Source organism: Cellulomonas sp. plas2, assembly GCF_057221735.1.
On the sequence record NZ_CM170155.1, the window covers coordinates 2,675,043 to 2,701,489 of the forward strand.

Below are 26,447 nucleotides of genomic sequence, written 5' to 3' on the forward strand. Positions count from 1 at the left end.
CCGACGACCCCTCACGGCCACCCCGCCGGCCGTGAGAACCTGGGCGCATGGCGGAGGTGGTGCAGGCGCGCGTGGACGCGTGGACCTGGGCCGTCCGCCTGTTCCCGACGAGGTCCGCCGCCGGCGCCGCCTGCCGCGGCGGGCACGTGCGCGTCAACGGCGAGCGGGCCAAGCCCGCCACGACCCTCGTGCCGGGCGACGAGGTCCGCGCCCGCGTCGGCGACCGCGAGCGCGTCGTCGTCGTGCAGCGGCTGATCGTCAAGCGCGTCGGCGCGCCCGTCGCCGTGACGTGCTACCTCGACCGCACCCCGGCCGCACCGCCGAAGGAGCACGTCGCCCTGGCCGCCCAGCGCGACCGCGGCGCCGGCCGCCCGACCAAGCGCGACCGGCGCGTCATCGACCGCCTGCGCGGCCGGTGAGGCGGCGGTGGCGCGGCTCGTGAGCCGGCCGTGACGGCCCTCGACCCCGGCGTCCGCGCGTCGACCGGGACCTCGACCGGTGCCGCCGCCCTCCCGGCCCCCGCCGCGGACGCGCCCCTCGTCGACGTCTACCGCCCGGCCGCCCCCGTCGACGTGCACCGCACGACGGGCCTCCTGCGCCGCGGCGCCGGCGACCCGGCCTGGCGGCTGACGCCGGACGGCGCCCTCTGGCAGGCCACCCTCACGCCGCTCGGCCCCGCCACCCGCCGGCTCGAGGTGCGCACCGACGGGATCCACGTGCAGGCTTGGGGACCCGGCGCGGAGCACGCCCTGGCCGGCGTGCCGGACCTGCTCGGCGCCCGCGACGACTCCCACGCGCTCCCGTCGCACCTGCACCCCGTCGTGCACGACGCGCACCGCCGCCTCGCCGGCCTGCGCGTCCCGCGGACCGGCGCGATGGTCGAGTCCCTGGTCCCGGCCGTCCTCGAGCAGAAGGTCGTCGGCGCCGACGCCTTCGCCGCGTGGCGCCGCCTCGTCCAGCGGCACGGCACCCCCGCCCCGGGGCCGGCGCCCGCGGGTCTGCGCGTCCCGCCGCCCGCCGCCGTCTGGCGGGACCTGCCCGTGTGGGAATGGCGGCAGGCCGGCGTGGAGGAGAAGCGCGCGGGCACGGTCCGCCGCGCGATGACCGTGGCGCACCGGCTGCAGGAGGCCGTCGACCTGCCCGTCGACGAGGCGCGGCGCCGGCTGCTGACCGTGCCGGGCATCGGGGAGTGGACCGTCGCCGAGGTCGCGTGCCGCGTGCTCGGCGACACGGACGCGGTGTCCGTCGGCGACTTCCACCTGGCGCACACCGTCGGCTGGGCGCTGACGGGCGAGCGCACCGACGACGCCGGCGTGGTCCGGCTCCTCGAGCCGTGGCGGCCGTGGCGCCAGCGCGTCGTCCGCCTGCTCGAGATCACCTGCAGCGGCCGCGCCCCGCGGTACGGTCCGCGCATGTCCCGCGCCCGCCCGATGGTCTGACCGCTGGAGCCACCCGTGAGCCCGCACGCGAGCGACGACGACGTCGCCCCCCGCCCGACCGCACCCGCACCCGCTCCCGCGCTGGACCCCTATCCCCACCTGCACCTGCGCCCGTCCTCGGGCTGGGTGAACGACCCCAACGGCTTCCTGCGCCACCACGGCCGCTGGCACCTCTTCTACCAGCTCAACCCGCACAGCCCGCGGCACGCGGACATCCACTGGGGCCACGCCTCCTCCACCGACCTCGTGCGCTGGGAGCACGAGCCGGTCGCCCTGGCGCCCCGTCCCGACGGCCCCGACGCCAACGGCTGCTGGAGCGGCACGGCGGTCGTCGTCGACGACGTGCCCGTGCTCGCCTACACCGCGGTCCGCACCCGTCCGGAATCCGCCGGGGTCGTCCTCGCGACGCCCGACGACCCCGCCGACCCGCACCTCGCGGCCTGGACGGCCGAGGACGACGTCGTGTGCCCCATGCCGGCCGACGCGGGCCTCTTCGAGATCCGCGACCCCTTCTTCGTCACGCTCGGCGGGCACCGGTGGGCGCTGCAGGCCGGCCGGACGGTCGAGGACACGCCCGTGGTCCGCGTCTTCCTCGTCGACGACCTGCACGACTGGCAGGACGCCGGCACGCTGCTGGCCGGCACGGGCACCGACGACCCGTGGGCGCCCGGGCACATGTGGGAGTGCCCGCAGCTCGTCAGGGTCGACGGGGCCTGGGTCCTCGTCGTGTCGCGCTGGCGCCTCGGCCCCTCCGGCGCGTCCGACGCGGTCCTCGGACCCGTGGCGGCGATCGTCGGCGACGTGCACCTCGGCGCCGTCGGCACGCCGGGCGGCGGCCCGCGGTTCCGGCCGCGGACGTCCGTCCTGCTCGACGACGGCCCCGACTTCTACGCCCCGCAGGCGCTCGTCGAGCCCGACCGCGTCGTGCTCGTCGGCTGGACGTGGGAGCACCGGGACGCCGCGGAGGTGGACGCGGCGGGCTGGGCGGGAGCGCTGACGTTCCCCCGCGAGCTCGGGGTGCGCGACGGGCACGTGCGCTCGTGGCCGGCCCGCGAGGCCGAGGCGCTGCGCGGCGAGAGGCTCGGCGCCGGCACCGACGTCCGCGTCGCCGCCGCGGCCTTCGAGGTGCTCGACGAGGAGCCCGACGAGGAGCCGGCGAGCGCGACCTCCACCGGCACCGGCACAGGCACCGGCACAGGCACCGGCACAGGCACCGGAACCGGGCTCGTCCTCGCGCTCGACGGCCCGCAGGGCGCCCGCGTGGTCTGGCGCAGCGCGGGCACCGGCCCCGTGCGCGTGCTCGTCGACGGGAGCGTCGTCGAGGCCTTCGTCGACGGGCGCGCACACACGGTGCGCGCCTACCCGCGGCCCGGCGAGACGTGGCACGTGCGCGCGGCGGCGCCCGTGGTCGTGCACGCCCTGCGCCTGCCGGGCTGACCTCAGCGCGCCGCGCGGCGCTGCCGCCAGCGCGCGACCTCCCGCTCGACGTCCCGCAGCGGCGTGACCACGGGCGGACCGCCGAGCAGCTGCCGCCGGGCCTCGACGACCCGCGCGTTGAACTCCTCGAGCACCTCGCGCACGCGCGGCTCGTACGCCTCCTCGTCCAGGCGCGCGTCGAGCCGGGCGTCGTCGGTGCGCAGCTGCAGCGCCTCGGGCAGGACGCCCGTGATCTGCTCCCGCTCGACGAGGCTCCGCAGCCACCAGTCCGGGTCGTGCCGCGTCAGCCCGGGGATGGGCTTGCCGGCGAGCGGCAGGTCCTCGAACTCCCCGCGCGCCACGGCCTCGTCGAGCATGCGGTCCACCCAGCGCCCGCGGTCCGCCATCCGCCCCACGCCGCGCGCCGGGCCGTCGGGGTGCGCGCGCGGGACCTCGGGCAGCTCGGCCCGCGTCCCGTCGTCGAGGTCGGTGCCGCCCTCCCGGCGCTCGCGGTCGATCTCGCGGTCGACGAGGTACTGCGCCACCGACCGCCGGGGGTCGGGCACCCGCCCCGCGGCGGCGTCGACCACGGCGTCGACCACGGCGTCGACCCCGTCGTCACCGGCCGCACCCGTCCCCGGCGCCCCTCCGCGCCGCCGTCCGCGCCACCACGCCACCTCGTGCCGTCCTCTCCCTCGTCGTCGACGGTCCGCCCCACCCGCGCATCGGCCGATGGTCCCGGGGGACGCGTCCACGCCGGCCGCGCCACCCGTTCGGCCGTCCGGCCGGCCCCGCCGGCCCGCCCGTCGGTCCGACCCGCCGGATCAGCCCCGCGCCGCGGCCGTCCGGCGGTCGTTCTCCTCGCCGATGGCCCGGACGAGCTCGTCCTTCGTCATCCGGGACCGCCCGTGCACGTCCAGGCGCTTCGCGACGTCCATGAGGTGCGCCTTGGAGGCGTTCGCGTCCACGCCGCCGGCCGTCGGCGCGTCGCCGTCCGGGCCACCGCCCGCGGCGCGCTCGTCGGACGGGCCCGCGTGCTCCTTCGGCTCCCAGTGGTCGCCGACCTTCTCGTGCGTGTGCTTGAGGGCGGCGTAGGCGACGCGGTGGGCGGCGCCCTCGTCGTGGTAGGTGGCGGCGGCGGAGTCGTGCGTCTTCGCGAACGTCTCCCGGGCCTTGGCGTCCGAGCGTGCGACGGTGCTCGGCAGCTCGTCGTCCTTCGCGGTGCCCTCGCGGGTCGTCTTCGGCACGGCGGACCTCCCTGGGGTCGGGCGACGCCCGTCCGGCGTCACCGGTCCATCGTGCGGTGCGCCCGTGCGCCCCGCACGGGCGCCGCAGCGGTCGGGCGTCAGGACGCCGGTGCCGGCACCCGGCCCAGGACCCGGTCCACCGCGACCGCCAGCACCACGCGCTCCGGGTTCTCCCGCGGCACGCGATAGCGCTGCGCGTACCGACGCTCCCCCTCGCGCACCTCGTCGGGCGACGAGAGCACCCGCACCTCGCCCTCGAGCGTGAGCCACCGGCCGCCGTCGACCTGGCACAGCGCGACGCGGCCGCCCCGCGCGGCGAGCCGGGCCTTCACGGACCCGCCGGAGGTGATGACGCGCGCGAGCCGGGCCTCGTCGTCCCACGTGAAGCCGACGGGCACGACGTGCGGGCTGCCGTCGGCGCGCAGGCTGGACAGGGTCGCCAGGTGCCGGTCCGCGAGGAACGCGAGCACGTGCGGCGGCAGGGCGGCGGGGTCGAGGTTCACGGCCCGAGCCTGCCACGCACCGCCTCCGCCGGGTTGGCCCGTCCGGCGCGCCCGTCCGGCCCGGCCATCCCGGTCGCTCAACGGCCCCGCGTCACCGCGTCCTCCCCTGCACCTCCCCCGCACCGGGTGGCGACGAGCCGTCCGCCCGCAGGCCGGCCGCCACCCGGGTCCGCACGCTCGCGTGCACGGTCCAGCGCGGGACCGTCGCGGCGAGCACCCCCGCCGCCACGACGCCCACCGCGCCCATGGTCAGCGCCCCCGCCGCCAGCGACCCCAGCGCCGCGGCCGCCGACACCACGAGCGGACCCGCCGCCGTCCCCGTGTCCTGCATGAGCCGCCACACCCCGAGGAACTGCGCCCGCACGTCCGCGGGCGCGGTGTCGGCACCCAGCGTCATGAGGATCCCGGCGCTGACGCCGTTGCCCAGGCCCATCGCCGCGGCGAGCACCGCGAGCGCCACCGGCCCACCCGCGAGCGGCAGGAGCAGCATCGCGACCCCGAGCACGAGCATGGACGGCACGCCGACCGCGAGCCGCCCCCGCCGGTCCATGAGCATCCCGGCCGGGTAGAAGACGAGCGTGTCGAGCGCGCCGGAGATGCCGTAGACGAGGCTGGTGACCGCCGGGTCGAGGCCCAGGTGCTCGCCCCACAACGGCAGCAGCACCTGCCGCGACCCGCGCACGGCCCCGACGAGCAGCACCCCGACGCCGAGCGTCGCGAAGAGCCGGCCGTGGTCGGCCACGACCCGTCGCACGGGCACGCGCGGCACCGCGTCCCCCGCACGGCCCCCGGCGCGCCGGCGCAGCGCGCGCGGGCCGCGGCCCTCGCCGCCCACGTCGGGCACGGCCAGCAGCACGACGACGACGAGAAACGTCGTCACCACCGCGAGCCAGAACGCGGCCGCGGTGGCCGTGGCGTGCACGAGCGCCGCGCCGAGGAACGGCCCGACGAACATGCCGATGCGCCCGACCCCGCCGAGCGTCGACAGCACCCGCGCCCGGTGCACGACGGGCGTGACCTCCGCGAGGTAGGAGTGCCGGGCCAGCAGGAAGACCGCGTTCGTGACCCCGGTGCCGAGGACGCCGAGCGCGAGGACGGCCAGCCCGTCGGCCAGCGCGCACACCGTCAGCGTGACCACCGCGACGGCCGCGGCCGCCGCCATCGCCCACCGGTCCCCGAGCCGGGCGGCGACGGCCCCCGCCGGCACGTCGCCGAGGATCTGCCCCACGGCCAGCAGCGCCGCGAGCAGGCCCGCCGTCGCCAGGTCCGCCCCCAGCTCCGAGGCGCGCACGGCCACCATCGGGATCACCGCGCCGATGCCGACCTCGAACAGCAGGGCCGGCGCGAAGACGGCCGCCAGCGCGGTCGGGGTGAGGAAGGACAGCGCGCCGCCGCGCGCGGGCGGCGTGAGGTGGGAGGACATCGCGCCCATCCTCCCCCGACCCTGCGCCGACCCCGACCCCGGCCCCGACCCCGCGGACCGCCCGCCGTCCGGCACCCGGCCCCTCGTGCGCGGACGCCCGCGGGCCCGCCGGGGTCGCGGTCCGGGGTCAGAATGGGGACATGACCGAGACCAGCAGCACCCCGGCCGCGACCCCGTCGGACGCCGGCGTCCCCCGCCGGAACGTCGAGTCCTTCAACCTCGACCACCGCACCGTGGCCGCGCCGTACGTCCGCCTCGCGGACCGCAAGGTGCTCCCGCACGGCGACGTGCTGACGAAGTACGACCTCCGCTTCACGCAGCCCAACCACGCCCACCTCGAGATGGACGTCGTCCACAGCGTCGAGCACCTCTTCGCCGAGAAGTCGCGCGACCACTCCGACGCCGTCGTCGACTTCTCCCCGATGGGCTGCCAGACGGGCTTCTACCTCCTCCTGTCCGGCGACCCGGCGTACGAGGACGTCCTCGCCCTCGTCGAGCGCACGCTGCAGGACGTCGTCGAGGCCGACGAGGTCCCGGCGGCCAACGAGGTGCAGTGCGGGTGGGGCGCGAACCACACGCTCACCGGCGCGCAGGAGGCCGCGCGCGGATTCCTCGCGGCCCGTGACGGCTGGTCCCAGGTGACGGCGTGACGACGGTCGACCCGGGCGTGCCGGCGGACGCCGTGATGCCGCGCGCGACGGCGGGCCACGTGCTCGGCGCGGGCGACAGGGTGGCCGCCGTCGTCGTCGTCGCCATGGCCGACGAGGCGGCGCCCTTCCTGGCCGTGGCCGAGGAGTCGACGCAGGTCGCGCCGACCGTGCACGCCCCGACGTGGCGCGTCCGGCTGGCCGGCGTGCCCGTCCTGCTGGTGCAGTCGGGGATCGGGCTCGTCGCCGCCGCCAGCGCCGGGGCCGTCGCGCTCGAGCGCACGGGTGCGGACGTCCTGGTCAGCGCGGGCAGCGCGGGCGGGCTCGCGGCCGGCGTGCGCGTGGGCGACGTCGTCGTCGGGGCCAGCGCCACGTTGTCGCAGGCCGACGCCCGCGTCTTCGGCTACGCCCTCGGGCAGGTGCCCGGCATGCCGCCGTCCTTCCCGTCCGACGAGCCGCTCGTCGACGCCGCGCTGGCCGCTCCCGTCGCGGACCTGCACGTGCGCCGCGGCGCCATGGTGTCCGGGGACGGGTTCGTCGACGGCTCGGCGGTCGAGAGGGTGCGCGCCGACTACCCCGACGCGCTGAGCACCGACATGGAGACGGCTGCGCTCGCACAGGTCGCGTTCCTGCGCGGCGCCCGCTTCCTCGGGGTGCGCGGCATCTCGGACCTGTGCGGTCCGGCGGCGGACGACGACTTCCTCACCCACGTGGATGACGCCGCCGAGCGGTCCGCGCGCGTCGTCGTCGCGGCGCTCGCGTCCGCGCTCGTCCCCGCGGCCTGAGGCACGCGCGGGACGAGCCGGTCCGCGGCGCTCGTCAGCGGTGCGCGTCGCGGCCGGAGGACGTGCGCGCGGCGCCCAGCGTGCCCACGGCCCGCAGCACCTCGCGGTGCAGGCGCGGTGCGGACAGGACCTTGAAGTGCCCGTCGAGGGGCAGCTCGACGTCCACCGCACCCTCGAGCCGCGAGCGTCCCGGCACGTGCGGGTCGAACCGCGCGTGCAGCGCGACGACGCGCGCGTTGACGGGCAGCTGCCGCGCGAGCTCGAGGAGCACCGGGTCCCGCGGCGACAGCGCGCGGACGGCCCGGGCGGGGAACCACCGCGCGTAGGCCGAGCCGGCGAAGGGCGTGTTCACCGCCACGAGCCCGGCGGTGCGCCCCTCGACGCGCGGCAGGGTGAGCGCGAGCTTGCCGATGAGCCCGCCCTTGGAGTGCGCGACGAGGACCACGCCACGCAGGTCGAGCCTCTCGAGCCGGTCGGCCACCTGCGCGGCGGAGGTCGCCAGGTCCGCGCTGTTGAAGCCGAGCGCGGGGACGGTGTGCACCGGGTGGCCCGCGTCGTGCAGCGCGCGGGCCAGGGGCGTCATGACGCCCCAGGTCTCGTAGATCCCCGGCAGGAGGAGCACGGGCGTGCCGGACCCGTCAGCGTACCGGTCGGCGGGCGGGGGCCGCAGCAGCACGCGTGCCTGCCACGCGACGATCCACGCGTAGTCGGCCGCCCACGCCGCACCGCGCCGCAGCAGACGCACCAGGGCCGTCATCGCCGCGCGTGCTCGACGACGAGGCGGGCGACCTCGTCGCGGTGGTCGTCGATGACGCCGTGCCCGGCACCCTCCACCTCCACGAACCGCCCGTCCTTCGCCAGCGCCGTCAGGTGCTCGACCCAGGGCCGCGGCGCGACGTGGTCGTGCTCGCCCCGCAGCAGCAGCAGCGGCACGTCCACCTGCCCGATCCGCTCCTCGATCGGGTACCGGACCATCCCGGGCAGCACCGCGCGGACCCACCAGGGCGCGCACCGGCCGTAGGCCGAGACGACCACCGACCGCGTGCGGTGCGACTCGAACGGCGCGCTCTGCAGCAGCCGCAGCGCCTGCCGCGTCGCGGACCGCTCCGCCGCGTTGACGATCGGCCCGACGAGCACCGCGGCGTGCGCGCTCCCCGGGTACGCCGCCAGCGTCTCGGTCACGACCTGCGTACCCATCGACTGCCCGACGAGCACCGGCGCGACGAGGTCGGCCTGGTCCATCCAGGCGTGCAGGACGGCGGCGAAGTCCTCCGTGCGGAACGGGCGCGAGGGCGCCGGCACCGCCGCGAACCCCGGCAGGTCCATGAGGTGTACCGTGCCCATCCGCGCCAGCCGGAGCCCGAGCCGCTCGAAGTACTGCGAGCTCGCGCCGAGCCCGTGCACCATGACGACGTCGTGCCGGTCCTGCCCCGCGGCCCGGTCGGCGTCGTCGAGCCACATCGTCCACACCCGCAGGCAGGCGTCACCGCGCCGGAACCGGTCGATGCGCACGCTCAGCCCCGAGGGCAGGTCCGAGACCTGCACCGCCGAGCGCGTCACGCGACCACCCTCCGGGTCGGACCCTGCACCGCGGGACTCACTCCTCGGTCAGCGCCGACGGCTTGTGGACGGCCTCCTTGCCGGTCTTGTCGCTCTTGACGAGGTACTGCGGGTCGTCCTTCGAGGCGCGGACCGTCCGCCCGGCGGCCTCGGTGTCCGAGGTGATCTTCTTCTCCACCTCGCCGTGGACGGTCTGGCCGTGGCTCTTCCACGTCACCTCGTCGCCCTTGTGCAGCTCGTCGCCCATCGTTCCTCCTGCGTGGTCGTGCTCGTGGTCGCGCTCGCGGTCGTGGTCCTGGCCGTGCTCCTGGCCGAGGCCCCCACCCTGGCCCGGCCCGTCGGCGACCGCATCCGCGGGCAGCGGCGCGACGGCGGCGGGCTCGTCGCCCGCTCTCAGCCGCAGCTGCGCCCGCAGCCCGCCCAGCGGGGAGTCCCCCAGCACCACGTCCCCGCCGTGCTCGCGCGCGATCTCGCGCGCGATGGCCAGCCCCAGCCCCGAGCCGCCCGTCCCCCGCTCGCGCGCCGCGTCCAGGCGCACGAACCGCTCGAAGACGCGCTCCCGGTCGGCGGGGTCGATGCCGCCGCCGTCGTCGTCCACGACGACCAGCCCGGGCGCGACGTGCACCTCCACGCGCGAGGTCGCGTGCCGGCGGGCGTTCTCCACGAGGTTGCGCACGACGCGGGCCAGGGCGGACGCATCGCCCCGCGTCGCGCCCGCGCCCTCGAGGTGCACGGGCACCTCCGTGCTGCCCGGCGCGGGGCCGTCGGTGGCCGCACCCCCGGCCACGGCGGCCGCCACGCCCTCGGCGGCGACCGCGGCGAGGTCCACCGGCCGCTCGCCCCGCGGCGCGGACCCCAGACGGGCGAGCAGCAGCAGGTCGTCGACGAGGGCCCCCATCCGCAGCACCTCCGGCGCCAGGTCCTCCGCGAGCTCCTCGGCCGTGTAGCCGCTGCGCGAGTCCGCGGCGACCTCGATGGTGGCGCGCAGGGACGACAGCGGGGAGCGCAGCTCGTGGGCGGCGTCGGCGACGAAGCTGCGCTGGCGCCCCGCGGCCGCGTCGAGCCGGTCGAGCATGTCGTTGAGGGTCCGCGCGAGGGCGGCGATCTCGTCGTCGTCGCGCCCGACGGGCAGCACGCCGCGCCCGCCGGTGCTCGCCACCTGGGCCGCCGCCCGGCGCAGCTGGTCCACCGAGCCGAGGGCGCGCCCCAGGACGAGCCACACCGCGATCGCGACGAGCAGGGTGAGGGTGGGGACGACGCCGAAGAACGACACCTGCAGCGCCCGCAGGAGCCCCCGCACCTCGGTCAGCGGCATCGTCGCCACCACGGTGACCGGCCCCGACGGGCCCTCGACGAGGCGCATGGCCGCCCGGGCGGTGTCGGCGTACGCCGAGGCGGAGGTCGTCATGACGGCGGGGTCCGGCGCCGCGGCGCCCGGCGCCGCGGACAGCAGGTCGGCGGGCAGCACGGGCAGCGTGCGGGAGGCCGTCGACGAGCTGGCCACCACCCGGCCCTGCGCGTCGAGGACCTGCACGACCTCCCCCGGCTCCTCGACCGGCAGCGGATCCGGCAGGCGGTCCTCGGCGACGAGCGCGGCGACGGTGTCGACGCGGGCCGCCACGATGCCGTCGAGCGCGGCCACCCGCCCCCGCTGCAGCACCGTCCCCAGCGTCCATGCCCCCGCGACGAGCGCCAGGCACATGACCGCGGCCGTGAGCACGGTCAGGCGGACCCGCAGCGACCGCCACGCCGGGCCGCGGCGGTCCGGCTGGTGGCGCGCAGCGGCGCTCACGCTCAGCCCGCGGCGCGGTAGCCGGCGCCGCGGACGGTGGCGACGACGTCGCGGCCCAGCTTGCGGCGCAGGTAGCCCACGTAGACCTCGACGACGTTGACGTCCTCACCCGTGCCGTCCCACACGTGGTCGAGCAGCTCGACCTTGCCGACGACGCGGTCCGCGTTGCGCATGAGGTACTCCAGCAGCGCCATCTCGCGCGTGGTGAGCTCGACCGGCGCCCCGCCGCGCGTGACCGTCCGCGCGCTCGGGTCGAGGACGAGGTCGCCCACGGTGAGCACCGCCGGGCGCGCGGTGGCGGGCCGGCGCACGAGCGCCCGGAGCCGCGCCACGAGCACGACGAAGGAGAACGGCTTGATGAGGTAGTCGTCGGCACCCACGTCGAGGCCGTCGGCGACGTCGTAGTCCCCGTCCTTCGCCGAGAGCAGCAGCACGGGCGTCCAGATCTCCCGCTCGCGCATCTTCGTCACGACGTCGTAGCCGTTCAGCCGCGGCAGCATGATGTCGAGGACCATCGCGTCGTACTCGCGGTCCGCCGCCATCTGCAGCCCGGTGAGCCCGTCGAAGGCCACGTCCACCGCGAAGCCCTCCGCCGTCAGGCCGCGCTGCAGCGCACGGACCAGCCCTCGTTCGTCGTCGACCACCAGCACGCGCACGGCGGCAGCATGGCACCCGCACGGCCGGCGCGCGCCCCGGCCGGGACGTCGGTCCCGCCCGCGCCGGTCCCATCTCAGTGCTGCCTCAGCGCCTCCCGAGGACCCTGGACCACATGAGCCCCACCCCCTCGTCCCGTTCCCTGTCCTCCCGCGCCCGTTCGACCCGTGCCCGCTGGGCCGTGCCGGTCGTGGCGGTGGCGGTCGTCGGGGGCGCGGTCGGGCTGCGGCCGCTGGTCGCCAGCGCCGAGGGGACGGACCTGCCCGACGTGACCGTCGCGGAGCTGCTCGAGCAGGTGTCGCAGGCGGAGTCCACGCCCGTCTCCGGGACGGTCGTCTACACGGCGCGCCTGGGCCTGCCGTCGGTGCCCGTGGCCGAGATGTCGGGCGCCGACCCGACGGCGCTGCTCGGCGGGTCCTCGACCCTGCGGGTGTGGACGGACGGGGAGGACCGGTCCCGCATCGCCCTCCTCGGCGCGGTCTCGGAGTACTCGGTCGTCCGCGACGGCGCGGACGCCTGGACCTACTCCAGCACCAGCGGCGAGGCCGTGCACTACACGCTCGACGAGGCGGGCCGGGCCCGCTACGAGCAGATGCGCGCGATGGCGGAGGAGGGCACGCTCCCCACCCTCGATCCCGCGGCGGTGCCCACGGCCCTGCCCGACGACGTCGCCGGCCGTCTCCCGGCCGAGCTCGCCGCCCGCATCGACGCCGAGCTGGCCGCCGGGCCCGGCGTGACGGGTGAGCTGCCGACGCCGCAGGAGGCCGCCCGCGCCGCGCTGCGCATCGGCGAGGCCTACTCGACGTTCACCATGGGCGAGCAGAAGACGGTCGCCGGCCGGCAGGCGTACGAGGTCGTCGTGACCCCGAAGGACGACGCGACGCTCGTCGACCGCGTCGTCGTCGACGTCGACGGGTCCACCTTCGTCCCCCTGCGGGTCCAGGTGTGGAGCACGCAGGACGTCACGGCCCCAGCCCTCGAGCTCGGCTTCACCGACGTCAGCTACGCGACGCCGGGCGAGGCGGTGCTGACCTTCTCCCCGCCCGCCGGCACGGAGGTGCGCGAGGTCGTCGTGCCGACGCGCGAGGAGTCCGCCGAGGCGGACGGCGCGGTCCCGACGCCGCGCAACGCCACCGTCACCGGCGAGGGCTGGAGCGGCGTCGTCGAGCTGCAGGGGGTGGACGTGGCGGCGCTCGTCGCAGGCGACCCGACGGCCCTGCTCGACCCGTCCTCGCAGCTCACCATCGGCAGCGAGACCGCCCAGGACCTCATCCAGCAGTTCCGCCCGACGGACGAGGAGGGCCAGGTCGGCCTCGAGCTCGACGCGGCGACGCTGTACGACACCCTGACGACGCCGGTCGAGGGCGGGCGCCTGCTGAGCTCGGCGCTCGTCTCGGTCCTCGTGACCGACGACGGCCGCGTCCTCGTCGGTGCCGTCCCGGCCGACACGCTGCGCGCCCTCGCGTGACGGACCGCGGCGGCCGGCGCTGACGGCAGGCTCGTGAGGGCACAGGACCGGGCGCGCCGCGTCGCCGACGAGGTGCGGGTGCGTCAGGCTGGGGCCGTGACCAGGCCTCCCACCGCCGAGCACCCCGGCGGCCCCGTGCGGGCGCCGTCCGCACCCGCCCCCGGACGGGCGACCTCGCCGGCGCCCGTCCCGCTGCCCGCCGGGTCCGGCGACGACGAGACGGCCGTGCGCACGACCGGCCTGACGAAACGGTTCCGGTCCGGGCAGGTCGCCGTGGACCACGTCGACCTCCTCGTGCCGCGGGGCGCGGTCTACGGGTTCCTCGGCCCGAACGGCTCGGGGAAGACGACGACGATCCGCATGCTCCTCGGCCTCGTCCGCCCCACCAGCGGCGAGGTCCAGGTCCTCGGGGCGCGCATGCCCGAGGACGCCGACCGCGTCCTGCCGCACGTGGGGGCGCTCGTCGAGGGGCCGGGGTTCCAGCCGTACCTGTCGGCGCGGGCCAACCTCGCACGCATCGACGCGGCGGACCGCACGGTCGACCGGCGGACGTCCCGGGCCCGCGCCGAGGCCGCCCTCGAGCGCGTCGGCCTGTCCGCCGCGGCCGACAAGCGCTTCCGGCAGTACTCCCTCGGCATGAAGCAGCGGCTCGGGCTCGCCGCGGCGCTGCTGCGGCCGCGCTCCCTGCTCGTGCTCGACGAGCCGACCAACGGCCTCGACCCGCAGGGGACGCGGGAGGTGCGCACGCTCATCCGCGAGCTGGCCGCGGACGGGACGACCGTGCTCGTGTCCTCGCACCTGCTCGCCGAGATCGAGCAGGTGTGCACGCACATCGGCATCATGAGCCGCGGCCACCTCGTCCGGCAGGGGGCGCGGGCGGAGATCGCGGACCCGAGCGAGGCGAGGGTCGTGGTCACCACACCGACCGCGCAGGCCCCCGCGGCCTCCGCGGTGCTGTCCGGGCTGGGCCTGACCGTGCAGCGCACCACGGACACCGGCGTCGAGGCGCTGCTGGGCGACGTGCCACCGGCCCGGGTCACCGCCGCGCTCGTCGGGGCGGGTGTCGACGTCGAGGGGCTGGCCGTGCGCACACCGAGCCTGGAGCAGGTCTTCGTCGAGCTGACCGGGGAGGGCTTCGATGTCGCCCGCTGACGTGGCGGTCCCGCCGGCGCCGCCGGCCGGACCCGCGCACCGCCCGCTCCTGCCCGACGCGCCGGCCGTCCGGGGGGCCTTCCTGCGGCTGCTGCGCAGCGAGCTCCGGCTCGTGCTCGGGCGGCGGCGGAACCAGGCCCTGCTCGTCGGGCTGTCGCTCGTGCCGCTCATCCTGGGCCTCGTCGTGCGGCTGACGCAGGACAGCGCGCTGCAGGGCCAGGGGCCCGGCTTCATCGGCGAGGTGACCGGCAACGGGCTCTTCCTCGTCGTGGCGGCGCTGTTCGTGTGCCTGCCGTTCCTGCTGCCGCTGTGCATCGCGATCGCCTCGGGTGACGCCGTGGCCGGCGAGGCGCAGACCGGCACGCTGCGGTACCTGCTGGTCGTGCCGGTGTCCCGCTCCCGGCTGCTGCTGGTGAAGGCCGTCGGCGCGCTCGTGTTCGCGGCGTCGTGCGTCGCGGCGATCGCCGTCGTGGCCGCCGTCACCGGGGCCGCCCTGTTCGGCGTGCGCCCGCTGACCCTGCTGTCCGGCGACACCGTGCCGCTGACCGACGGGGCGCTGCGCGTCGCCGGCGTCGCGCTCTACGTCGGCCTGTCGTTCATCGGCCTCGTCGCCGTCGGGCTGTTCTTCTCGACGCTCACCGAGGTCCCGGTCGCCGCCATGGCCGCCACGGTCGTCGTCCCGGTGGTCTCGACCGTCCTCGACTCGCTGCCCCAGCTCGACGCCATCCACCCCGTGCTGCTCACGCACCACTGGTTCGACTTCGCCGAGTTCCTGCGCGTCCAGGTCGGCTGGGACGTCCTGGCCGGCGGCCTCGCCCTGCAGGCCGGCTGGGCCGTGGTCTTCGGCTCCCTCGCGTGGGCGCGCTTCACCACCGCCGACATCACGAGCTGAATCCCGCGCAGCGCCGGACGCGTCGCCCCCGCGGCACTCAGCCGCGCGCCCGGCGCTCCCCCGTCCGCACCCCCGTACGCACCGCGTCGACGAGCGCGGCGGCCGTCTCCCCATCCGCGGCCGCGAGCACGGAGTCGGCCCCGGGCCGCCACGGCTCGCCGTGCGCGTCGAGGACGACACCGCCCCCCTCGCGCACGAGCAGGACCCCCGGGAACGTGTCCCAGGGCTTGTTGCCGAACAGCACCGCGCCGGCGGTCCGACCGGCAGCGACCCACGCCAGCTCCAGCGCCGAGCTCCCGACGATCCGCACGCGACCGGCCACCGGCGCCACCGCGGCGATCGTCGCCGCCCGTACGGCCGCCGGCCACGGTCCGGTCGTCGTCCAGCCGACGTCGCCCACCGTCACCGCCGACGCCCGCGCGCCCACGCGGCTCACCGTGCGGACCTCCTCCGACCGCGGCAGCACCCGCGCCAGCCCCTGCCCGACCACGGCGACGAGCACGTCGTCGGTCGGCCGGTCGCCGTCGTCGCCCCCACCGGACTCCACGCCGGCCGACAGTCCCGCGGTGACCGCGACGGCCAGCTCCCCGTCCACGAGCAACGCGACGTTCACCGCGCACACGGGGATGCCCGCGGCGTAGTTGAAGGTGCCGTCCACCGGGTCGACGATCCACCGGGTCGGCGCGTCCTCGGTCGGGCTCAGCTCCTCCCCCTGGACCGGGACGTCCGCGCCGCGCCGCAGGACCTCGGTGACGGCGGCCTCCACCGCCCGGTCGACCTCGGTCGCGAAGTCGTTCGGCCCCTTCGTCTCGACGACCTCCCGTGACCGCGCCGTCCGCGCCATCCGCACCCCGAGCCGCGCCGCCTCGACGGCCGCTGCCCGCGCCGCGGCGAGGTCGACCCCTCCTGCGGCGGAGCCGTGGTCGGCCTCCCCCGTCCGGTCGTGGGCAGGCGGAGGCGCAGCAGAGGAGGTGGTCACGCGCCCAGCATGCCGGACGCCGCCGCCGCCCTCCTGCCGACGGCCCTCCTGCCGACCGCCCTCCTGCCGACGGCCCTGCTCCGACGAGGGACGCGCTCAGGCCCTCGCGACCAGCGACACGGCGAGCACCACCATCACCACCGCGATCACACCGTCCAGCACCTGCCACGCCCGCGGTGACGCGAACAGGGGCCGCAGCAGCGCGGCCCCGAAGCCGAGCAGGGGGAACCACAGCGAGCTGCCCAGCACCGCGCCCGCGGCGAACCACCACGAGCGCCCCCCGTGCCCCTGCGCCACCGACCCGAGCAGCACCACGGTGTCCAGGTACACGTGCGGGTTCAGCCACGTGAGCGCCAGGGTCGTCGCCACCGCCGCCCGCACCGACGTCGGTCCGCGCGCACCGGCCGCCTCGAGCACGGCCGGCGGCCGCAGCGCCCGCCGCGCGGCGAGCACCCCGTACGCCAGCAGGAAGACCGCACCGGCGACCCGCACGACCGTCAGCAGCCCCGGCACCGCCTCCACGGCCGCCCCCGCCCCCGCCACGCCGGCCGCGATCAGCACGGCGTCCGACACCACGCACACCAGCACCACCACGCCCACGTGCTCGCGCCGCAGCCCCTGCCGCAGCACGAAGGCGTTCTGCGACCCGATGGCGACGATGAGCGAGAGCCCCAGCCCGAGTCCGGACAGAGCGGCGAGGAGAGCAGCAGGCACGCGCCGACGCTAGGCACCCGAGCAGCAGCAGCGGTAGTTCAGATCCTTGACCTTCCGTTAGCGTCGCTGTCGTGGACCTCGACCTCGCGCAGCTGCGGGCGCTCAGCGCGGCGGTGTCGACGGGCAGCCTCGACGGTGCCGCCCGCCTCCTGCACCTGACGCCGTCGGCCGTGAGCCAGCGGCTGCGCGCCCTCGAGGTCGCCACGGGGCGGGTGCTCCTCGTGCGGAGCCGCCCGGTCCGGCCGACGCCGTCGGGCGAGGTGGTCCTGCGGCTCGCCCGGCAGATCGAGCTCCTCGCCGACGACACCCTCGTCGCCCTCGGCACCGCGATCACGGGCGACGACGGCGTCCTGACGCCGCGGCCGCCGACCCTCGCCCTCGCCGTCAACGCCGACTCCCTCGCGACCTGGGCGCTGCCGGCGCTCGCTCCCCTGGCCGACGAGGTGTGCCTCGAGCTGCACCGCGACGACGAGGAGCACACCACGGCGCTGCTGCGCGACGGCACCGTCGTCGCCGCCGTGACCACGGACCCGGACCCGTTGCCGGGCTGCTCCGTCACGCGGCTCGGCACCATGCGGTACCGACCGATGGTCGCACCCCGTGCCGCCCGCCGGTGGTTCCCGGACGGACCGACGCCCGCCGCGCTGGCGCGGGCGCCGGTGGTCGTCTTCGACGCCAAGGACGACCTGCAGCACCGCTGGCTGCGCAGCCGGCTCCCGGGCGGCGAGGACGCGGACCCGCCCACGCACCAGGTGCCCTCATCGGCGGAGTTCCGGTCGGCGGTCCGCCTCGGTCTCGGCTGGGGCATGCTGCCCGACCTGCACCGCGCGGACGACGAGGCCGCCGGCCACCTCGTCGTCCTGGACCCCGACGCCTTCGTCGACGTGACCCTGCACTGGCAGCAGTGGAAGCTGCGCTCGCCCGCGCTGGACCGCGTCGGCGAGGCGCTGACGACCGCCGCCCGACGCCTCCTGCTTCCCTGACCCGCACCACGCCCGCCGCGTGCGCCCGCCCCGGCGGGCGCACCTGCTGCACAGGGCGCAAGGTGGACGTCGACGGCCACGCCACCACCCACCCGTCCTACCCCGGAGGAGATGCCCCATGGGCGACCAGCCCGGCAACGTCCCCACGATCCTGCTCAACAACGGCGTCGAGATCCCGCAGCTCGGCTTCGGCGTCTTCCAGGTCGACCCCGCCAAGACCCGCGACGCGGTCCTCACCGCGTTCGAGGTCGGGTACCGCCACATCGACACCGCGCAGATGTACCGCAACGAGGCGGGCGTCGGTGAGGCGGTGCGCGACTCCGGCCTGCCCCGCGACGAGGTCTTCATCACCAGCAAGCTCAACAACGGTGCCCACGACCCCGAGGACGCGCTGAAGGCGTTCGACGGCACGCTCGAGACGCTCGGGCTGGAGCAGGTCGACCTGTTCCTCGTGCACTGGCCGCTGCCGGGCATCGGGGACTTCGTCGAGACGTGGAAGGCGATGGAGGAGATCTACGCCTCCGGCCGCGCGCGGGCGATCGGCGTGTCGAACTTCCAGGTGCACCACCTCAACCGCCTCTTCGACGGGACCACGGTGCGCCCGGCGGTCAACCAGATCGAGGTCCACCCCTACCTGACGAACGAGTCGGTGCGCGCGTTCGGCGCCGAGCACCAGATCGCCACCGAGGCCTGGTCCCCCATCGCGCAGGGCAAGGTGCTCGACGACCCGGTCGTCGAGCGCATCGCGCGGGAGACGGGCCGCACGCCGGCCCAGGTCGTCCTGCGCTGGCACGTGCAGCGCGGTGACATCGTCTTCCCCAAGTCCGTCACGCGCAGCCGCGTCGAGGAGAACTTCGCGCTGTTCGACTTCGAGCTCGACGAGACGTCGATGGGCGCCCTGTCGGCGCTCAACCGCGACGAGCGCACGGGCCCCGACCCGGACACGTTCAACCCCTCCTGACCGGACTGCTGACCCGGCTCCCGCCCGCCGCGCGGAGCCGCCCGACGGGGCCCGGACCACCACGGTCCGGGCCCCGTCGCCCGTCAGGCGGTCGTCCACCCGCGTGCACCTCGTCGAGGGGCAGGATGGGCCCGTCCGGGAGCACCGGCTCCCGGCCGTCCGGCGCGCGCCCGCAGCGGCGCGGCCCGACGAGGGACCACCGGAGAGGCAGCACAGGCATGAGCACGCAGACGGGCACGCAGGCGGCGTCGGGCACGGGGACGGCGGCGGAGACGGCGGCGGCGACCGCGAGCGGCACCGGCGCCGGGGCCGGCACCGCCGAGATCGGCGTCACGGGCCTCGCCGTCATGGGCCGCAACCTGGCGCGCAACTTCGCCCGGCACGGCTTCGTCACCGCCGTCCACAACCGCTCCGCGGCGAAGATGCACTCCCTCGTCGCGGACCACGGCGACGAGGGCACGTTCATCGGCTCGGAGTCCATGGCGGACTTCGTCGCCAGCCTGGCGCGGCCCCGCAAGGTCGTCATCATGGTGAAGGCCGGCGCCCCGACGGACGCGGTCATCGACGAGCTCGTGCCCCTGCTGGAGGAGGGCGACATCGTCATCGACGCCGGCAACGCCCACTTCCCCGACACGATCCGGCGCGAGAAGGACCTGTCCGCGCGCGGCCTGCACTTCGTCGGGACCGGGGTGTCCGGCGGCGAGGAGGGCGCCCTGCTCGGCCCGTCGATCATGCCCGGTGGCACCACCGAGGCCTACGCCTCGCTCGGCCCGATCCTCGAGGCGATCTCCGCGAAGGTCGACGGCGTGCCCTGCTGCACGCACGTCGGGCCTGGCGGCGCCGGCCACTTCGTGAAGATGGTGCACAACGGCATCGAGTACGCCGACATGCAGCTCATCGCCGAGGCCTACGACCTGCTGCGGCAGGGACTCGGTGCCTCCGCGCAGGAGATCGGCGACGTCTTCGCCGAGTGGAACACCGGCGACCTCGAGTCCTTCCTCATCGAGATCACCGCCGACGTCCTGCACCACACGGACGCGCGCACCGGTGGTGCCTTCGTCGACGTCATCGCCGACGCCGCCGAGCAGAAGGGCACCGGCCGCTGGACCGTGCAGAACGGCCTCGACCTCGGCGTGCCCATCACCGGCATCGCGGAGGCCACCTTCGCCCGGGCCCTGTCCGGCGGCGCCCCGCAGCGCGCTGCCGCCGTCGGCACGCTGCCGGCCGACACGCAGCCGTGGGAGGTGCCGGACCGCGACGCCTTCGTCGACGACGTCCGCAAGGCCCTCTACGCCTCCAAGGTCGTCGCCTACTCGCAGGGCTTCGACCAGATCGCCGCCGCGTCCGCCGAGTACGGCTGGGACATCGACCGCGGCGCGATGGCCCGCATCTGGCGCGGCGGGTGCATCATCCGCGCGCGCTTCCTCAACCGCATCACGGAGGCGTACGAGCGCGACCGCGGCCTGCCGCTGCTGCTCGCCGACCCGTACTTCACCGCCGCGGTCGCCGACGGCGTCGCGGCCTGGCGCCGCATCGTCGCCGCCGCCGCCCTGCACGGCGTCCCGACGCCGGCCTTCGCGTCCTCGCTCGCCTACTACGACGGCGTGCGGGCCGAGCGACTCCCGGCGGCGCTCATCCAGGCGCAGCGCGACTTCTTCGGCGCGCACACCTACCGCCGCGTGGACGTCGAGGGCACGTTCCACACCGACTGGTCCGGCGACCGCTCCGAGCAGCCCGCCTGACCGGCGGCACCCCGCCCGACGAGGGCCGGCCGGCACCGCGTGCAGCGCGGAGCCGGCCGGCCGTGCTCGGAGGCCCGGTGCCGGGCGTCCCGGTCTCAGGCCTCCCGCGCCCGTTCCAGCAAGCCGCGCAGGTACGCCGCCTGCCCGGCGTGCTCGAGGTCGTCGCCCAGCACGCTCACGAGCCGCACGCCCAGCGTCACCGGCGGGTCCCAGTCCTCGTCCACGACGACGTCGAGGTCGTCGTCCTCCAGCCGCTCGAGGTACGCGGCCGTCGCACGTGCGACCTCGTCGGCGTACCCGACGAGCAGGTCGGCCGGCGCGTGCACGCGCCCGACCTCCTCCGGCCCGTGCCCGTACCCCGTGTCGTCCGCGGGCAGGTCCAGCCCGAACCGCTCGGCCCAGCCCGCCGACGTCCACACCTCCTGCGTGCCGGCCAGCGGCGCCACCTGCGCGTCCTGGACGCGCGCGGCGTGCCAGACCAGCCACGCGACGGTGTTCGCCGCCGGGTCCGGCCGGTGCACCAGCTCCTCGTCGGACAGCCCGTCCACCGCCGCCCGCAGCAGCGGCAGCACCCGCCCGAACCCGTCCTGCAGCACCTCGCCCGCGCGCATGGGACCTCCCGTCGTCGTCGTGCCCTGACGCCCTCACGCTCGCACGCGCCCCCCGGCCGTGCATCCCGCCCGCCGCGAGGGGGCCCTGCCGGCCCACGTGCGTCAGCCCTGCACGACGAACCCGGTGACGCCCTGCTCCTCGTCGTCCTCCACCCGCAGGTCGTCGACCCGGGCGCCGGGCGGCCCGGTCCGCAGCCACGCGAGCATCTGCTGCACGGCACGCCCGTCGCCCTCGATCGACGCCTCGACGGAGCCGTCCGCGCGGTTGCGCACCCACCCGGCCAGCGCGAGCCGCTCGGCCTCGCGCGCCGTCGACCACCGGAAGCCCACGCCCTGCACGAGCCCCGAGGCGACGACGCGCCGCCGCACCACGCCGCCGCCCGCTCCCCCGCCGGCCCCTGCCCCCGCTGCCGTCCCGTCCACCGCGACCTCCTCGTCCGGCCCGTCGTGGGCACCCATCCTGGCAGCCCGTCCCCCACTCCGGCAGGCATGCCGACAGGTACGGGGCTGGTGCGACGGCCGAACGGCTGCCACGATCCGGCCACGCCGTCCGAGGGCGGGCGCGAGAGACCGGGCCGGCGCGCCGCCATCCTGGGGGCCGGGGGACCTGTGCGCGACGAGGCGGACGACGAGCGTGGGCAGCGCGACGCGGTGGAGGCCGCCTTCGACGTGAGCCCGGTCGGCATGTCGGTCTTCCGCGCCGTGCGCGACGCCGCGGGAACGGTCGCGGACCTCGTGCTCGTGCGCATGAACCGCACGGGCGGCACGCCCGACGGCCGCGTCCCCGCCCCCGGCACGCGCCTGCTCGACTACTTCCCGGAGGCCACGACGACGGGACTGTGGGACGCTCTCGTCGCCACCGTGACCTCCCTGGCCCGCGCGCGGCGGCACGACGAGGCGTTCACCGTCGCCTTCCTCGACCTCGACGGGTCCAAGGCGGTCAACGACACCTTCGGCCACCTCGTCGGGGACGGGCTGCTGCGCGTCGTCGGGCAGCGGCTGGGCGACGTCGTGCGCGGCGAGGACTGCGTGGCGCGCATCGGCGGCGACGAGTTCATGCTCCTGCTCGAGGGCTGCGCCGACGAGGCGGAGTGGCGCGTCGTCGACGCCCGGCTCCGCGAGGCGCTGGCGCGACCGGTCCGCGTCGACGGCCGCACCCTCCACGTGCGGTGCAGCATCGGCGTCGTCACCAGCGCGGGCGAGGAGGACGTCCCCACGCTCCCGCGACGTCGACATGGCCCTGCACGCCGCCAAGCGCCAGGGCCGCGGGGGCTACGCGATGCTGTCCGAGCCGCACCGCCAGCAGATCCTGCAGGACCACGCCCTCGAGCTCGACCTGCCGCACGCGGTCGCGGCCGAGCAGCTCGTCCTGCACTACCAGCCCATCGTCGCCACCGTCCGGGAGGCGCTGGCCGAGACGGGCCTGCCGCCCGCCGCGCCTGCTGCTGGAGCTCACGGAGTCCGAGCTGCTGCCCGGCACCGTCGACGTGGCCGGCGTCCTGGCCGAGCTGCGCGGGCTCGGGGTGCGCCTGGCGGTCGACGACTTCGGCACGGGCTGGTCCAAACTGGCGCACCTCGCGCGGCTGCCGCTGGACGTGGTCACGGTGGACCGCAGCTTCCTGCTGGCGCTGCCCGACGAGCGCCGCCGCGACGTCCTCGCCGCGACGGTGGCGATGACGTCGGCGCTCGGCGCGCGGTCCTCATCGAGGGGGTCGAGACGCCCGAGCACCTCGCGCTCGCCCGCGCCGTCGGCAGCGACTACGCGCAGGGCTACCTGCTCGGCCGGCCGGTCCCGCTGCCCGACGAGGCCTGAGGCGCACGACCGGTCCGCGCGCCGGGATGCGTCACCGCGCGAGCCGCTCCACCGCGGCGGCGAACACCGGCGGCAGCCGCACGGCCGCGGGCACGAGCGCGGGCCGCAGCGGCGACGTCGCCACCGCCACGAGCGTCCCGGTCAGCAGCCGGTAGTCCCGGGTCGCGGCGGTCCAGGCGCGCTCGTACCCGGCGGGGTCGTCGAGGTGCGCCACCGCGGCGGCGGCCTGGGCGAACCCCAGCCGCAGCCCCTCCCCCGTCAGCGCGTCGACGTACCCGGAGGCGTCCCCGACGAGGAGCACGCGTCCCGCCGTGCGCGCCCGCGTCCCCTGCCGCAGCGGCCCCGCCCCGCGGTCCGGCCCGTCGACCTCGGCGCCGGCGAGCCGGCCGGCCAGCGCGGGCATCGCGGCGAGCGCGCGGTCGAGGTCGAGCGGCGCGGGTCCGAGCAGCGCGACGCCGACGAGGTCGTCGGCGACGGGCGTCACGTACGCCTCGACGTCGTCGGCCCAGTGCACCTCGACGAGGTCCGTCCACGGCGCGCGGCGGTAGTGCCGGCGCACGCCGTAGCGCCGCCGGCTCCGGCGGGACCGGCCCGACGCGGCCGGCCCCTCCAGGCCCGTCAGCCGCCGCACGGTGGAGTGCAGCCCGTCGCAGGCGAGCAGCCACCGCGCCCGCACCCCCGCGGCGACGACCCCCGTCGCGTCCTGCTCGACGGCCGTGACCCGGCCGTCGCTCCGCTCGACGCCCATGTCGGCCGCCCGGGCGGCGAGGGCCGCGTGCAGGGTCGTCCGGCGCACGCCGCGTCCCGACGGCCCGCGGAACCGGTGCTCCGCGCGCAGGTCGCCGCGCACGTACGAGATGCCGACCAGCGGCCGCCCCGGCGGGTCGACGCCGAGCCGCGCCAGGGCGTCGACGGCACCGGGCATGAGCCCCTCCCCGCACGCCTTGTCCACCGGGGTGCCCCGCGGCTCCACGACGAGGGCCGTCAGCCCGGCCGTCCGCGCCTCGACCGCAGCCGCCAGCCCCACCGGTCCGCCGCCGACGACGAGGACGTCGACGTCGGCGCCGCCGGCGGTCACGGCGTCCTCGTGGCCCCGACCGCCGCGGCCAGCGCACGCTCCTCGGCGGGGATCCGGAACCGCAGCAGGAGGACCGCGTTCAGCACGGTGAACACCAGCGCCGTCACCCAGGCGGTGTGCACGAGCGGCAGCGCGATGCCCTCGACGACGACCGCGACGTAGTTGGGGTGCGGGATCCACCGGTAGGGCCCGCGGGAGACGAGCGGCAGTCCGGGCACGACGATGACGCGCGTGTTCCAGCGCGGCCCGAGGGTCGCGATGCACCACCACCGCAACGCCTGGCTCGCGATGACGAGGGCGAGCGCCGCCCACGCCAGCGGCGGCACGAACGGCCGGTCCGCCAGGTGCACCTCGAGCACGCAGGCTCCGAGCAGCCCCGTGTGCAGCGCGACCATCGGCGGGAAGTGCCCCCGCCCGGACTCGACGCCGCCCCGCTCGAAGGACCACCGCGCGTTGCGCGCCGAGACGACGAGCTCGGCCAGCCGCTCGAGCCCGGTGGCGAGCACCAGCAGGTCGAACCACAGCACGCTGCTCACGCGGCGACCGTCCTCTCGTCGTGCCTCTCGTCGTGCGAGCCGTCGTGCCTGTCGTCGTGCGGGCCCGGCCGGTCCTCCTCGACCCCGGGCCACCGCAGCGCCAGGAGCTCCGCGCTCACGCCCGGCCCGTACGCGACGAGCGCGCCGAGCGCCCCGGCCGGCGGCGGCGGGCCCGCCAGCGTGCGCGCCAGCACGTGCAGCACGGCGGCCGACGAGAGGTTGCCGACGGCCGCGAGCGTGGTCCGGCTCGTGGCGACCGCCGCCTCGTCGAGCCCCACGGAGTCCCGCACGGCGTCGAGGATGCGCGGCCCGCCCGGGTGCACCACCCAGCGCGCCACGTCGGCGGCCGTGACGCCCAGCGGCGCGAGCAGGGCGGCGACGTCGTCGGCGGCGTGCGCCGCGACGGTCTCCGCCATCTCCCCGGACAGGACGATGCGGAAGCCCGACCCGCCCACGTGCCACCCCAGGTCGCCCTCGGTCCCCGGGTACAGGACGCTCCGCGACCCGACGACGGCCGGCCCGTCGAGCCCCAGCGCCGCCGCGCGGGCCTCGCCGACGAGCACCGCGGCGGCCGCCCCGTCGCCGAACAGCCCGCTCGCCACGAGGTTGGCCGTCGAGTCGTCGTCCTGCTGCAGCGTGAGGGAGCACAGCTCGACCGACAGCAGCACCGCGACCTCGTCGGGGTGCCCGACGAGGTGGTCGTGCACGCGCGCGAGCCCCGCGGCCCCGCCGGCGCACCCGAGACCGAAGCTCGGCACGCGCCGCACGTCCGGCCGCAGCCCCAGGCGCCCGACGAGCAGCGCGTCCAGCGACGGCGCCGACACCCCCGTGACCGTGGTGAAGAACAGGTGGTCGACGTCCCGCGGCCGCAGCCCGACGGCGTCCAGCGCCTCCTCGACCGCCCGCGCGCCGAGCTCGAGGCCCTCGCGCAGGAACAGGTCGTTCGTCTCGCCGAAGGACGACAGCCCCGCGTACTTCTCCAGCGGCAGCACCAGGTGCCGGGTGTCGATGCCGCTGGAGGCCTGCACGCGCCGCAGGAGCGCGAGCCGGCGCGGGTCCGTGCTCACGAGCCCGCCGATCTCGGCGGTGATCTCCGCCTGCGGGTAGGCGTGCGGCGGCAGCACCGGTGCGACCGCGACGATCCGTGACATGGTCGGGATCGTCACACGCGGCCGCGCCCGACGCGACCCCCGTCGGCGCGGGCGCCTCGTCCGGCCCTCAGCCCGTGGCGACGAGCAGCACGACGACGAGCGCCGCCACCGCCATGGCGGCGCTGAAGGGGAACCGGCTGGACGGCCGCCGCAGGGCGACGACGGCCGCGGACCCGGCGAGCACCGCCGCCCCGAGCAGCGCCGCCGTCCCCGCCGCGCCGGGGCTCCCGGGCGGCCCGAGGACGACGACGAGCACCGCGACGAGCAGCACGAGCGCCGCGCCCACCGCCGTCACCCGCCGCCCCAGCCGGTGCGGCAGCCCCCGCACGCCGGTCGCCGCGTCGTCCTCGAGGTCGGGCAGGACGTTGGCCAGGTGCGCCCCGACGCCCAGCAGCGCGCCGCCGGCCGTCGCCCACACGGGCGCCCAGGCGCCTCCCGGCCCGGCGGTCGGGCCCGGCACCGCGAGCGTCGCGACCGACGGCAGGATCCCGAACGCGACGGCGTACGGCAGCCAGGACCAGGCGGTGGCCTTGAGGGGCCGGTTGTAGACCCATCCCGCGGCGACGAACACGGCGTGCGCGAGCGCGGCCCGCGGTCCGAGCGCCAGCGACAGCGGCACGCACGCGACGAGCGCGACGAGCGCCGCCGTCCGCAGGGCACCCGGCGTGACGGCCCCCGTGACGACCGGCTTGTCCCGGCGGCCCACCGCGCGGTCGCGGCCGGCGTCGAGCCAGTCGTTGGACCACCCGACCGAGAGCTGCCCGGCCAGCACGGCGAGCGTGACGAGCAGCGCCCGTGCCGCCCCCGTGCCCGCGGCCCCGGCCGCGTACGCACCGGCGAACAGCGTGACCGCCGCCGCGGGCGGGGCGTGCGCGGCCCGCACGAGCGCGAGCACGCGCCG

28 protein-coding genes and 2 pseudogenes are annotated in these 26,447 nt (G+C 77.0%); 13 read left to right on the plus strand and 17 right to left on the minus strand.

From position 1 onward, the window contains the following. The first annotated feature begins 47 nt into the window (after positions 1-47). The 3 genes from AC2TDM_RS12000 to AC2TDM_RS12010 are packed head-to-tail and all read left to right on the plus strand — an operon-like array spanning position 48 to position 2,876. Positions 48-419, plus strand: a complete 372-nt coding sequence (locus AC2TDM_RS12000) for an RNA-binding S4 domain-containing protein (RefSeq protein ID WP_090029879.1) — start codon at positions 48-50, stop codon at positions 417-419. Positions 420-449: 30 nt separating this feature from the next. Then, the gene (locus tag AC2TDM_RS12005; protein WP_484634749.1) at positions 450-1,439 is read left to right on the plus strand and encodes a DNA-3-methyladenine glycosylase family protein; all 990 of its coding nucleotides are present in this window, start codon (positions 450-452) and stop codon (positions 1,437-1,439) included. Positions 1,440-1,454: 15 nt separating this feature from the next. Next, positions 1,455-2,876, plus strand: coding sequence for a glycoside hydrolase family 32 protein (locus AC2TDM_RS12010; protein WP_484634750.1), 1,422 nt, complete (start codon positions 1,455-1,457; stop codon positions 2,874-2,876). 2 nt (positions 2,877-2,878) lie between these two features. Here the strand turns inward: AC2TDM_RS12010 and AC2TDM_RS12015 are convergent, their stop codons facing one another. The 4 genes from AC2TDM_RS12015 to AC2TDM_RS12030 form a co-directional block, all read right to left on the minus strand. Further along, complete coding sequence (locus AC2TDM_RS12015) at positions 2,879-3,457, minus strand: DnaJ family domain-containing protein (protein WP_239078702.1); 579 nt, start codon at positions 3,455-3,457, stop codon at positions 2,879-2,881. 222 nt (positions 3,458-3,679) lie between these two features. Beyond that, on the minus strand, positions 3,680-4,102 hold the full coding sequence (locus AC2TDM_RS12020) for a ChaB family protein (RefSeq protein ID WP_090029875.1): 423 nt from the start codon (positions 4,100-4,102) through the stop codon (positions 3,680-3,682). A 98-nt stretch (positions 4,103-4,200) separates the two neighbouring features. Beyond that, the gene (locus tag AC2TDM_RS12025) at positions 4,201-4,605 is read right to left on the minus strand and encodes a PPOX class F420-dependent oxidoreductase (protein ID WP_484634751.1); all 405 of its coding nucleotides are present in this window, start codon (positions 4,603-4,605) and stop codon (positions 4,201-4,203) included. A 91-nt stretch (positions 4,606-4,696) separates the two neighbouring features. Continuing rightward, positions 4,697-6,028 (minus strand): MFS transporter, encoded by a 1,332-nt coding sequence (locus AC2TDM_RS12030; RefSeq protein WP_484634752.1) that lies wholly within the window; start codon positions 6,026-6,028, stop codon positions 4,697-4,699. A 140-nt stretch (positions 6,029-6,168) separates the two neighbouring features. Between AC2TDM_RS12030 and AC2TDM_RS12035 the strand changes: the two genes are divergently transcribed. Both AC2TDM_RS12035 and mtnN read left to right on the plus strand, forming a co-directional pair. Next, the gene (locus AC2TDM_RS12035; protein ID WP_484634753.1) at positions 6,169-6,678 is read left to right on the plus strand and encodes an S-ribosylhomocysteine lyase; all 510 of its coding nucleotides are present in this window, start codon (positions 6,169-6,171) and stop codon (positions 6,676-6,678) included. Then, complete coding sequence (mtnN, locus tag AC2TDM_RS12040) at positions 6,675-7,460, plus strand: 5'-methylthioadenosine/S-adenosylhomocysteine nucleosidase (protein ID WP_484634754.1); 786 nt, start codon at positions 6,675-6,677, stop codon at positions 7,458-7,460. The genes AC2TDM_RS12035 and mtnN overlap by 4 nt, the downstream gene beginning before the upstream one ends. Positions 7,461-7,494: 34 nt before the next feature. On the opposite strand, the gene AC2TDM_RS12045 is transcribed toward mtnN, so the two are convergent. From AC2TDM_RS12045 to AC2TDM_RS12060, 4 genes are read right to left on the minus strand one after another with little or no spacing between them, the layout of a single operon-like run. Beyond that, positions 7,495-8,217 carry an esterase/lipase family protein gene (locus AC2TDM_RS12045; protein ID WP_484634755.1) on the minus strand — a complete coding sequence of 241 codons (723 nt, stop codon included), beginning with the start codon at positions 8,215-8,217 and terminating at the stop codon, positions 7,495-7,497. After that, the gene (locus tag AC2TDM_RS12050; protein WP_484634756.1) at positions 8,214-9,020 is read right to left on the minus strand and encodes an alpha/beta fold hydrolase; all 807 of its coding nucleotides are present in this window, start codon (positions 9,018-9,020) and stop codon (positions 8,214-8,216) included. Before AC2TDM_RS12050 ends, AC2TDM_RS12045 begins: the two co-directional genes overlap by 4 nt. A 37-nt stretch (positions 9,021-9,057) precedes the next feature. Then, on the minus strand, positions 9,058-10,812 hold the full coding sequence (locus tag AC2TDM_RS12055; RefSeq protein ID WP_484634757.1) for an HVA1 family protein: 1,755 nt from the start codon (positions 10,810-10,812) through the stop codon (positions 9,058-9,060). A gap of 2 nt (positions 10,813-10,814) precedes the next feature. Further along, the gene (locus AC2TDM_RS12060) at positions 10,815-11,468 is read right to left on the minus strand and encodes a response regulator transcription factor (RefSeq protein WP_090029865.1); all 654 of its coding nucleotides are present in this window, start codon (positions 11,466-11,468) and stop codon (positions 10,815-10,817) included. A gap of 113 nt (positions 11,469-11,581) precedes the next feature. Here AC2TDM_RS12060 and AC2TDM_RS12065 point away from each other — a divergent pair, with 113 nt between their 5' ends. The 3 genes from AC2TDM_RS12065 to AC2TDM_RS12075 all read left to right on the plus strand — a co-directional run bounded on the left by AC2TDM_RS12065 (position 11,582) and on the right by AC2TDM_RS12075 (position 14,978). Continuing rightward, entirely contained in the window at positions 11,582-12,934 is a 1,353-nt protein-coding gene (locus tag AC2TDM_RS12065; RefSeq protein WP_484634758.1) for a LolA family protein, read from the plus strand. Between the two features lie 192 nt (positions 12,935-13,126). Continuing rightward, entirely contained in the window at positions 13,127-14,086 is a 960-nt protein-coding gene (locus tag AC2TDM_RS12070) for an ABC transporter ATP-binding protein (protein WP_484636453.1), read from the plus strand. Then, positions 14,073-14,978, plus strand: a complete 906-nt coding sequence (locus AC2TDM_RS12075; RefSeq protein WP_484634759.1) for an ABC transporter permease — start codon at positions 14,073-14,075, stop codon at positions 14,976-14,978. Before AC2TDM_RS12070 ends, AC2TDM_RS12075 begins: the two co-directional genes overlap by 14 nt. Before the next feature lie 37 nt (positions 14,979-15,015). Here AC2TDM_RS12075 and AC2TDM_RS12080 read toward each other — a convergent pair whose 3' ends face one another. Next, the gene (locus AC2TDM_RS12080) at positions 15,016-15,957 is read right to left on the minus strand and encodes an inositol monophosphatase family protein (RefSeq protein WP_484634760.1); all 942 of its coding nucleotides are present in this window, start codon (positions 15,955-15,957) and stop codon (positions 15,016-15,018) included. Positions 15,958-16,053: 96 nt separating this feature from the next. Continuing rightward, positions 16,054-16,671: a LysE/ArgO family amino acid transporter gene (locus tag AC2TDM_RS12085; protein WP_484634761.1), complete on the minus strand. Its 618-nt coding sequence runs from the start codon at positions 16,669-16,671 to the stop codon at positions 16,054-16,056. 71 nt (positions 16,672-16,742) lie between these two features. Here AC2TDM_RS12085 and AC2TDM_RS12090 point away from each other — a divergent pair, with 71 nt between their 5' ends. The 3 genes from AC2TDM_RS12090 to gndA all read left to right on the plus strand — a co-directional run bounded on the left by AC2TDM_RS12090 (position 16,743) and on the right by gndA (position 20,357). After that, positions 16,743-17,654 carry a LysR family transcriptional regulator ArgP gene (locus AC2TDM_RS12090; RefSeq protein WP_484634762.1) on the plus strand — a complete coding sequence of 304 codons (912 nt, stop codon included), beginning with the start codon at positions 16,743-16,745 and terminating at the stop codon, positions 17,652-17,654. Between the two features lie 118 nt (positions 17,655-17,772). After that, a complete protein-coding gene (locus AC2TDM_RS12095; RefSeq protein ID WP_484634763.1) occupies positions 17,773-18,615 on the plus strand; it encodes an aldo/keto reductase in 843 nt (280 codons plus the stop codon). 347 nt (positions 18,616-18,962) lie between these two features. Further along, on the plus strand, positions 18,963-20,357 hold the full coding sequence (gene gndA, locus AC2TDM_RS12100; protein ID WP_239078711.1) for an NADP-dependent phosphogluconate dehydrogenase: 1,395 nt from the start codon (positions 18,963-18,965) through the stop codon (positions 20,355-20,357). A gap of 95 nt (positions 20,358-20,452) precedes the next feature. Here the strand turns inward: gndA and AC2TDM_RS12105 are convergent, their stop codons facing one another. Both AC2TDM_RS12105 and AC2TDM_RS12110 read right to left on the minus strand, forming a co-directional pair. Next, on the minus strand, positions 20,453-20,968 hold the full coding sequence (locus AC2TDM_RS12105) for a mycothiol transferase (protein WP_484634764.1): 516 nt from the start codon (positions 20,966-20,968) through the stop codon (positions 20,453-20,455). Between the two features lie 102 nt (positions 20,969-21,070). Then, a complete protein-coding gene (locus AC2TDM_RS12110) occupies positions 21,071-21,427 on the minus strand; it encodes an acylphosphatase (RefSeq protein ID WP_484634765.1) in 357 nt (118 codons plus the stop codon). A 288-nt stretch (positions 21,428-21,715) separates the two neighbouring features. Between AC2TDM_RS12110 and AC2TDM_RS12115 the strand changes: the two are divergent. After that, a pseudogene (locus tag AC2TDM_RS12115) lies at positions 21,716-22,117 on the plus strand (diguanylate cyclase domain-containing protein); the annotation flags it as partial. Positions 22,118-22,154: 37 nt separating this feature from the next. Here the strand turns inward: AC2TDM_RS12115 and AC2TDM_RS12120 are convergent. Then, on the minus strand, positions 22,155-22,424 hold the full coding sequence (locus AC2TDM_RS12120; protein WP_484636495.1) for a hypothetical protein: 270 nt from the start codon (positions 22,422-22,424) through the stop codon (positions 22,155-22,157). Positions 22,425-22,437: 13 nt separating this feature from the next. Between AC2TDM_RS12120 and AC2TDM_RS12125 the strand changes: the two are divergent. Then, positions 22,438-22,605: pseudogene (locus tag AC2TDM_RS12125) on the plus strand (EAL domain-containing protein); the annotation flags it as partial. A 207-nt stretch (positions 22,606-22,812) separates the two neighbouring features. Here AC2TDM_RS12125 and AC2TDM_RS12130 read toward each other — a convergent pair. The 4 genes from AC2TDM_RS12130 to AC2TDM_RS12145 all read right to left on the minus strand — a co-directional run bounded on the left by AC2TDM_RS12130 (position 22,813) and on the right by AC2TDM_RS12145 (position 26,441). Further along, complete coding sequence (locus AC2TDM_RS12130; RefSeq protein ID WP_484634766.1) at positions 22,813-23,859, minus strand: NAD(P)/FAD-dependent oxidoreductase; 1,047 nt, start codon at positions 23,857-23,859, stop codon at positions 22,813-22,815. Beyond that, positions 23,856-24,395 (minus strand): isoprenylcysteine carboxyl methyltransferase family protein, encoded by a 540-nt coding sequence (locus AC2TDM_RS12135; RefSeq protein WP_484634767.1) that lies wholly within the window; start codon positions 24,393-24,395, stop codon positions 23,856-23,858. Before AC2TDM_RS12135 ends, AC2TDM_RS12130 begins: the two co-directional genes overlap by 4 nt. Further along, complete coding sequence (locus AC2TDM_RS12140; RefSeq protein WP_484634768.1) at positions 24,392-25,546, minus strand: type III polyketide synthase; 1,155 nt, start codon at positions 25,544-25,546, stop codon at positions 24,392-24,394. The genes AC2TDM_RS12135 and AC2TDM_RS12140 overlap by 4 nt, the downstream gene beginning before the upstream one ends. Before the next feature lie 67 nt (positions 25,547-25,613). Further along, positions 25,614-26,441, minus strand: coding sequence for a UbiA family prenyltransferase (locus AC2TDM_RS12145; protein ID WP_484634769.1), 828 nt, complete (start codon positions 26,439-26,441; stop codon positions 25,614-25,616). Positions 26,442-26,447: the final 6 nt, after the last annotated feature.

What these genes read in the sequence shown, in the direction of transcription:
- AC2TDM_RS12000 (WP_090029879.1), top strand. Translation starts at nt 48, where the DNA reads ATGGCGGAGGTGGTGCAGGCGCGCGTGGACGCGTGGACCTGGGCCGTC.
- AC2TDM_RS12030 (WP_484634752.1), bottom strand. Translation starts at nt 6,028, where the DNA reads ATGTCCTCCCACCTCACGCCGCCCGCGCGCGGCGGCGCGCTGTCCTTC.
- AC2TDM_RS12035 (WP_484634753.1), top strand. Translation starts at nt 6,169, where the DNA reads ATGACCGAGACCAGCAGCACCCCGGCCGCGACCCCGTCGGACGCCGGC.
- AC2TDM_RS12045 (WP_484634755.1), bottom strand. Translation starts at nt 8,217, where the DNA reads ATGACGGCCCTGGTGCGTCTGCTGCGGCGCGGTGCGGCGTGGGCGGCC.
- AC2TDM_RS12065 (WP_484634758.1), top strand. Translation starts at nt 11,582, where the DNA reads ATGAGCCCCACCCCCTCGTCCCGTTCCCTGTCCTCCCGCGCCCGTTCG.
- AC2TDM_RS12075 (WP_484634759.1), top strand. Translation starts at nt 14,073, where the DNA reads ATGTCGCCCGCTGACGTGGCGGTCCCGCCGGCGCCGCCGGCCGGACCC.
- AC2TDM_RS12095 (WP_484634763.1), top strand. Translation starts at nt 17,773, where the DNA reads ATGGGCGACCAGCCCGGCAACGTCCCCACGATCCTGCTCAACAACGGC.
- gndA (WP_239078711.1), top strand. Translation starts at nt 18,963, where the DNA reads ATGGGCCGCAACCTGGCGCGCAACTTCGCCCGGCACGGCTTCGTCACC.
- AC2TDM_RS12105 (WP_484634764.1), bottom strand. Translation starts at nt 20,968, where the DNA reads ATGCGCGCGGGCGAGGTGCTGCAGGACGGGTTCGGGCGGGTGCTGCCG.
- AC2TDM_RS12110 (WP_484634765.1), bottom strand. Translation starts at nt 21,427, where the DNA reads ATGGGTGCCCACGACGGGCCGGACGAGGAGGTCGCGGTGGACGGGACG.
- AC2TDM_RS12140 (WP_484634768.1), bottom strand. Translation starts at nt 25,546, where the DNA reads ATGTCACGGATCGTCGCGGTCGCACCGGTGCTGCCGCCGCACGCCTAC.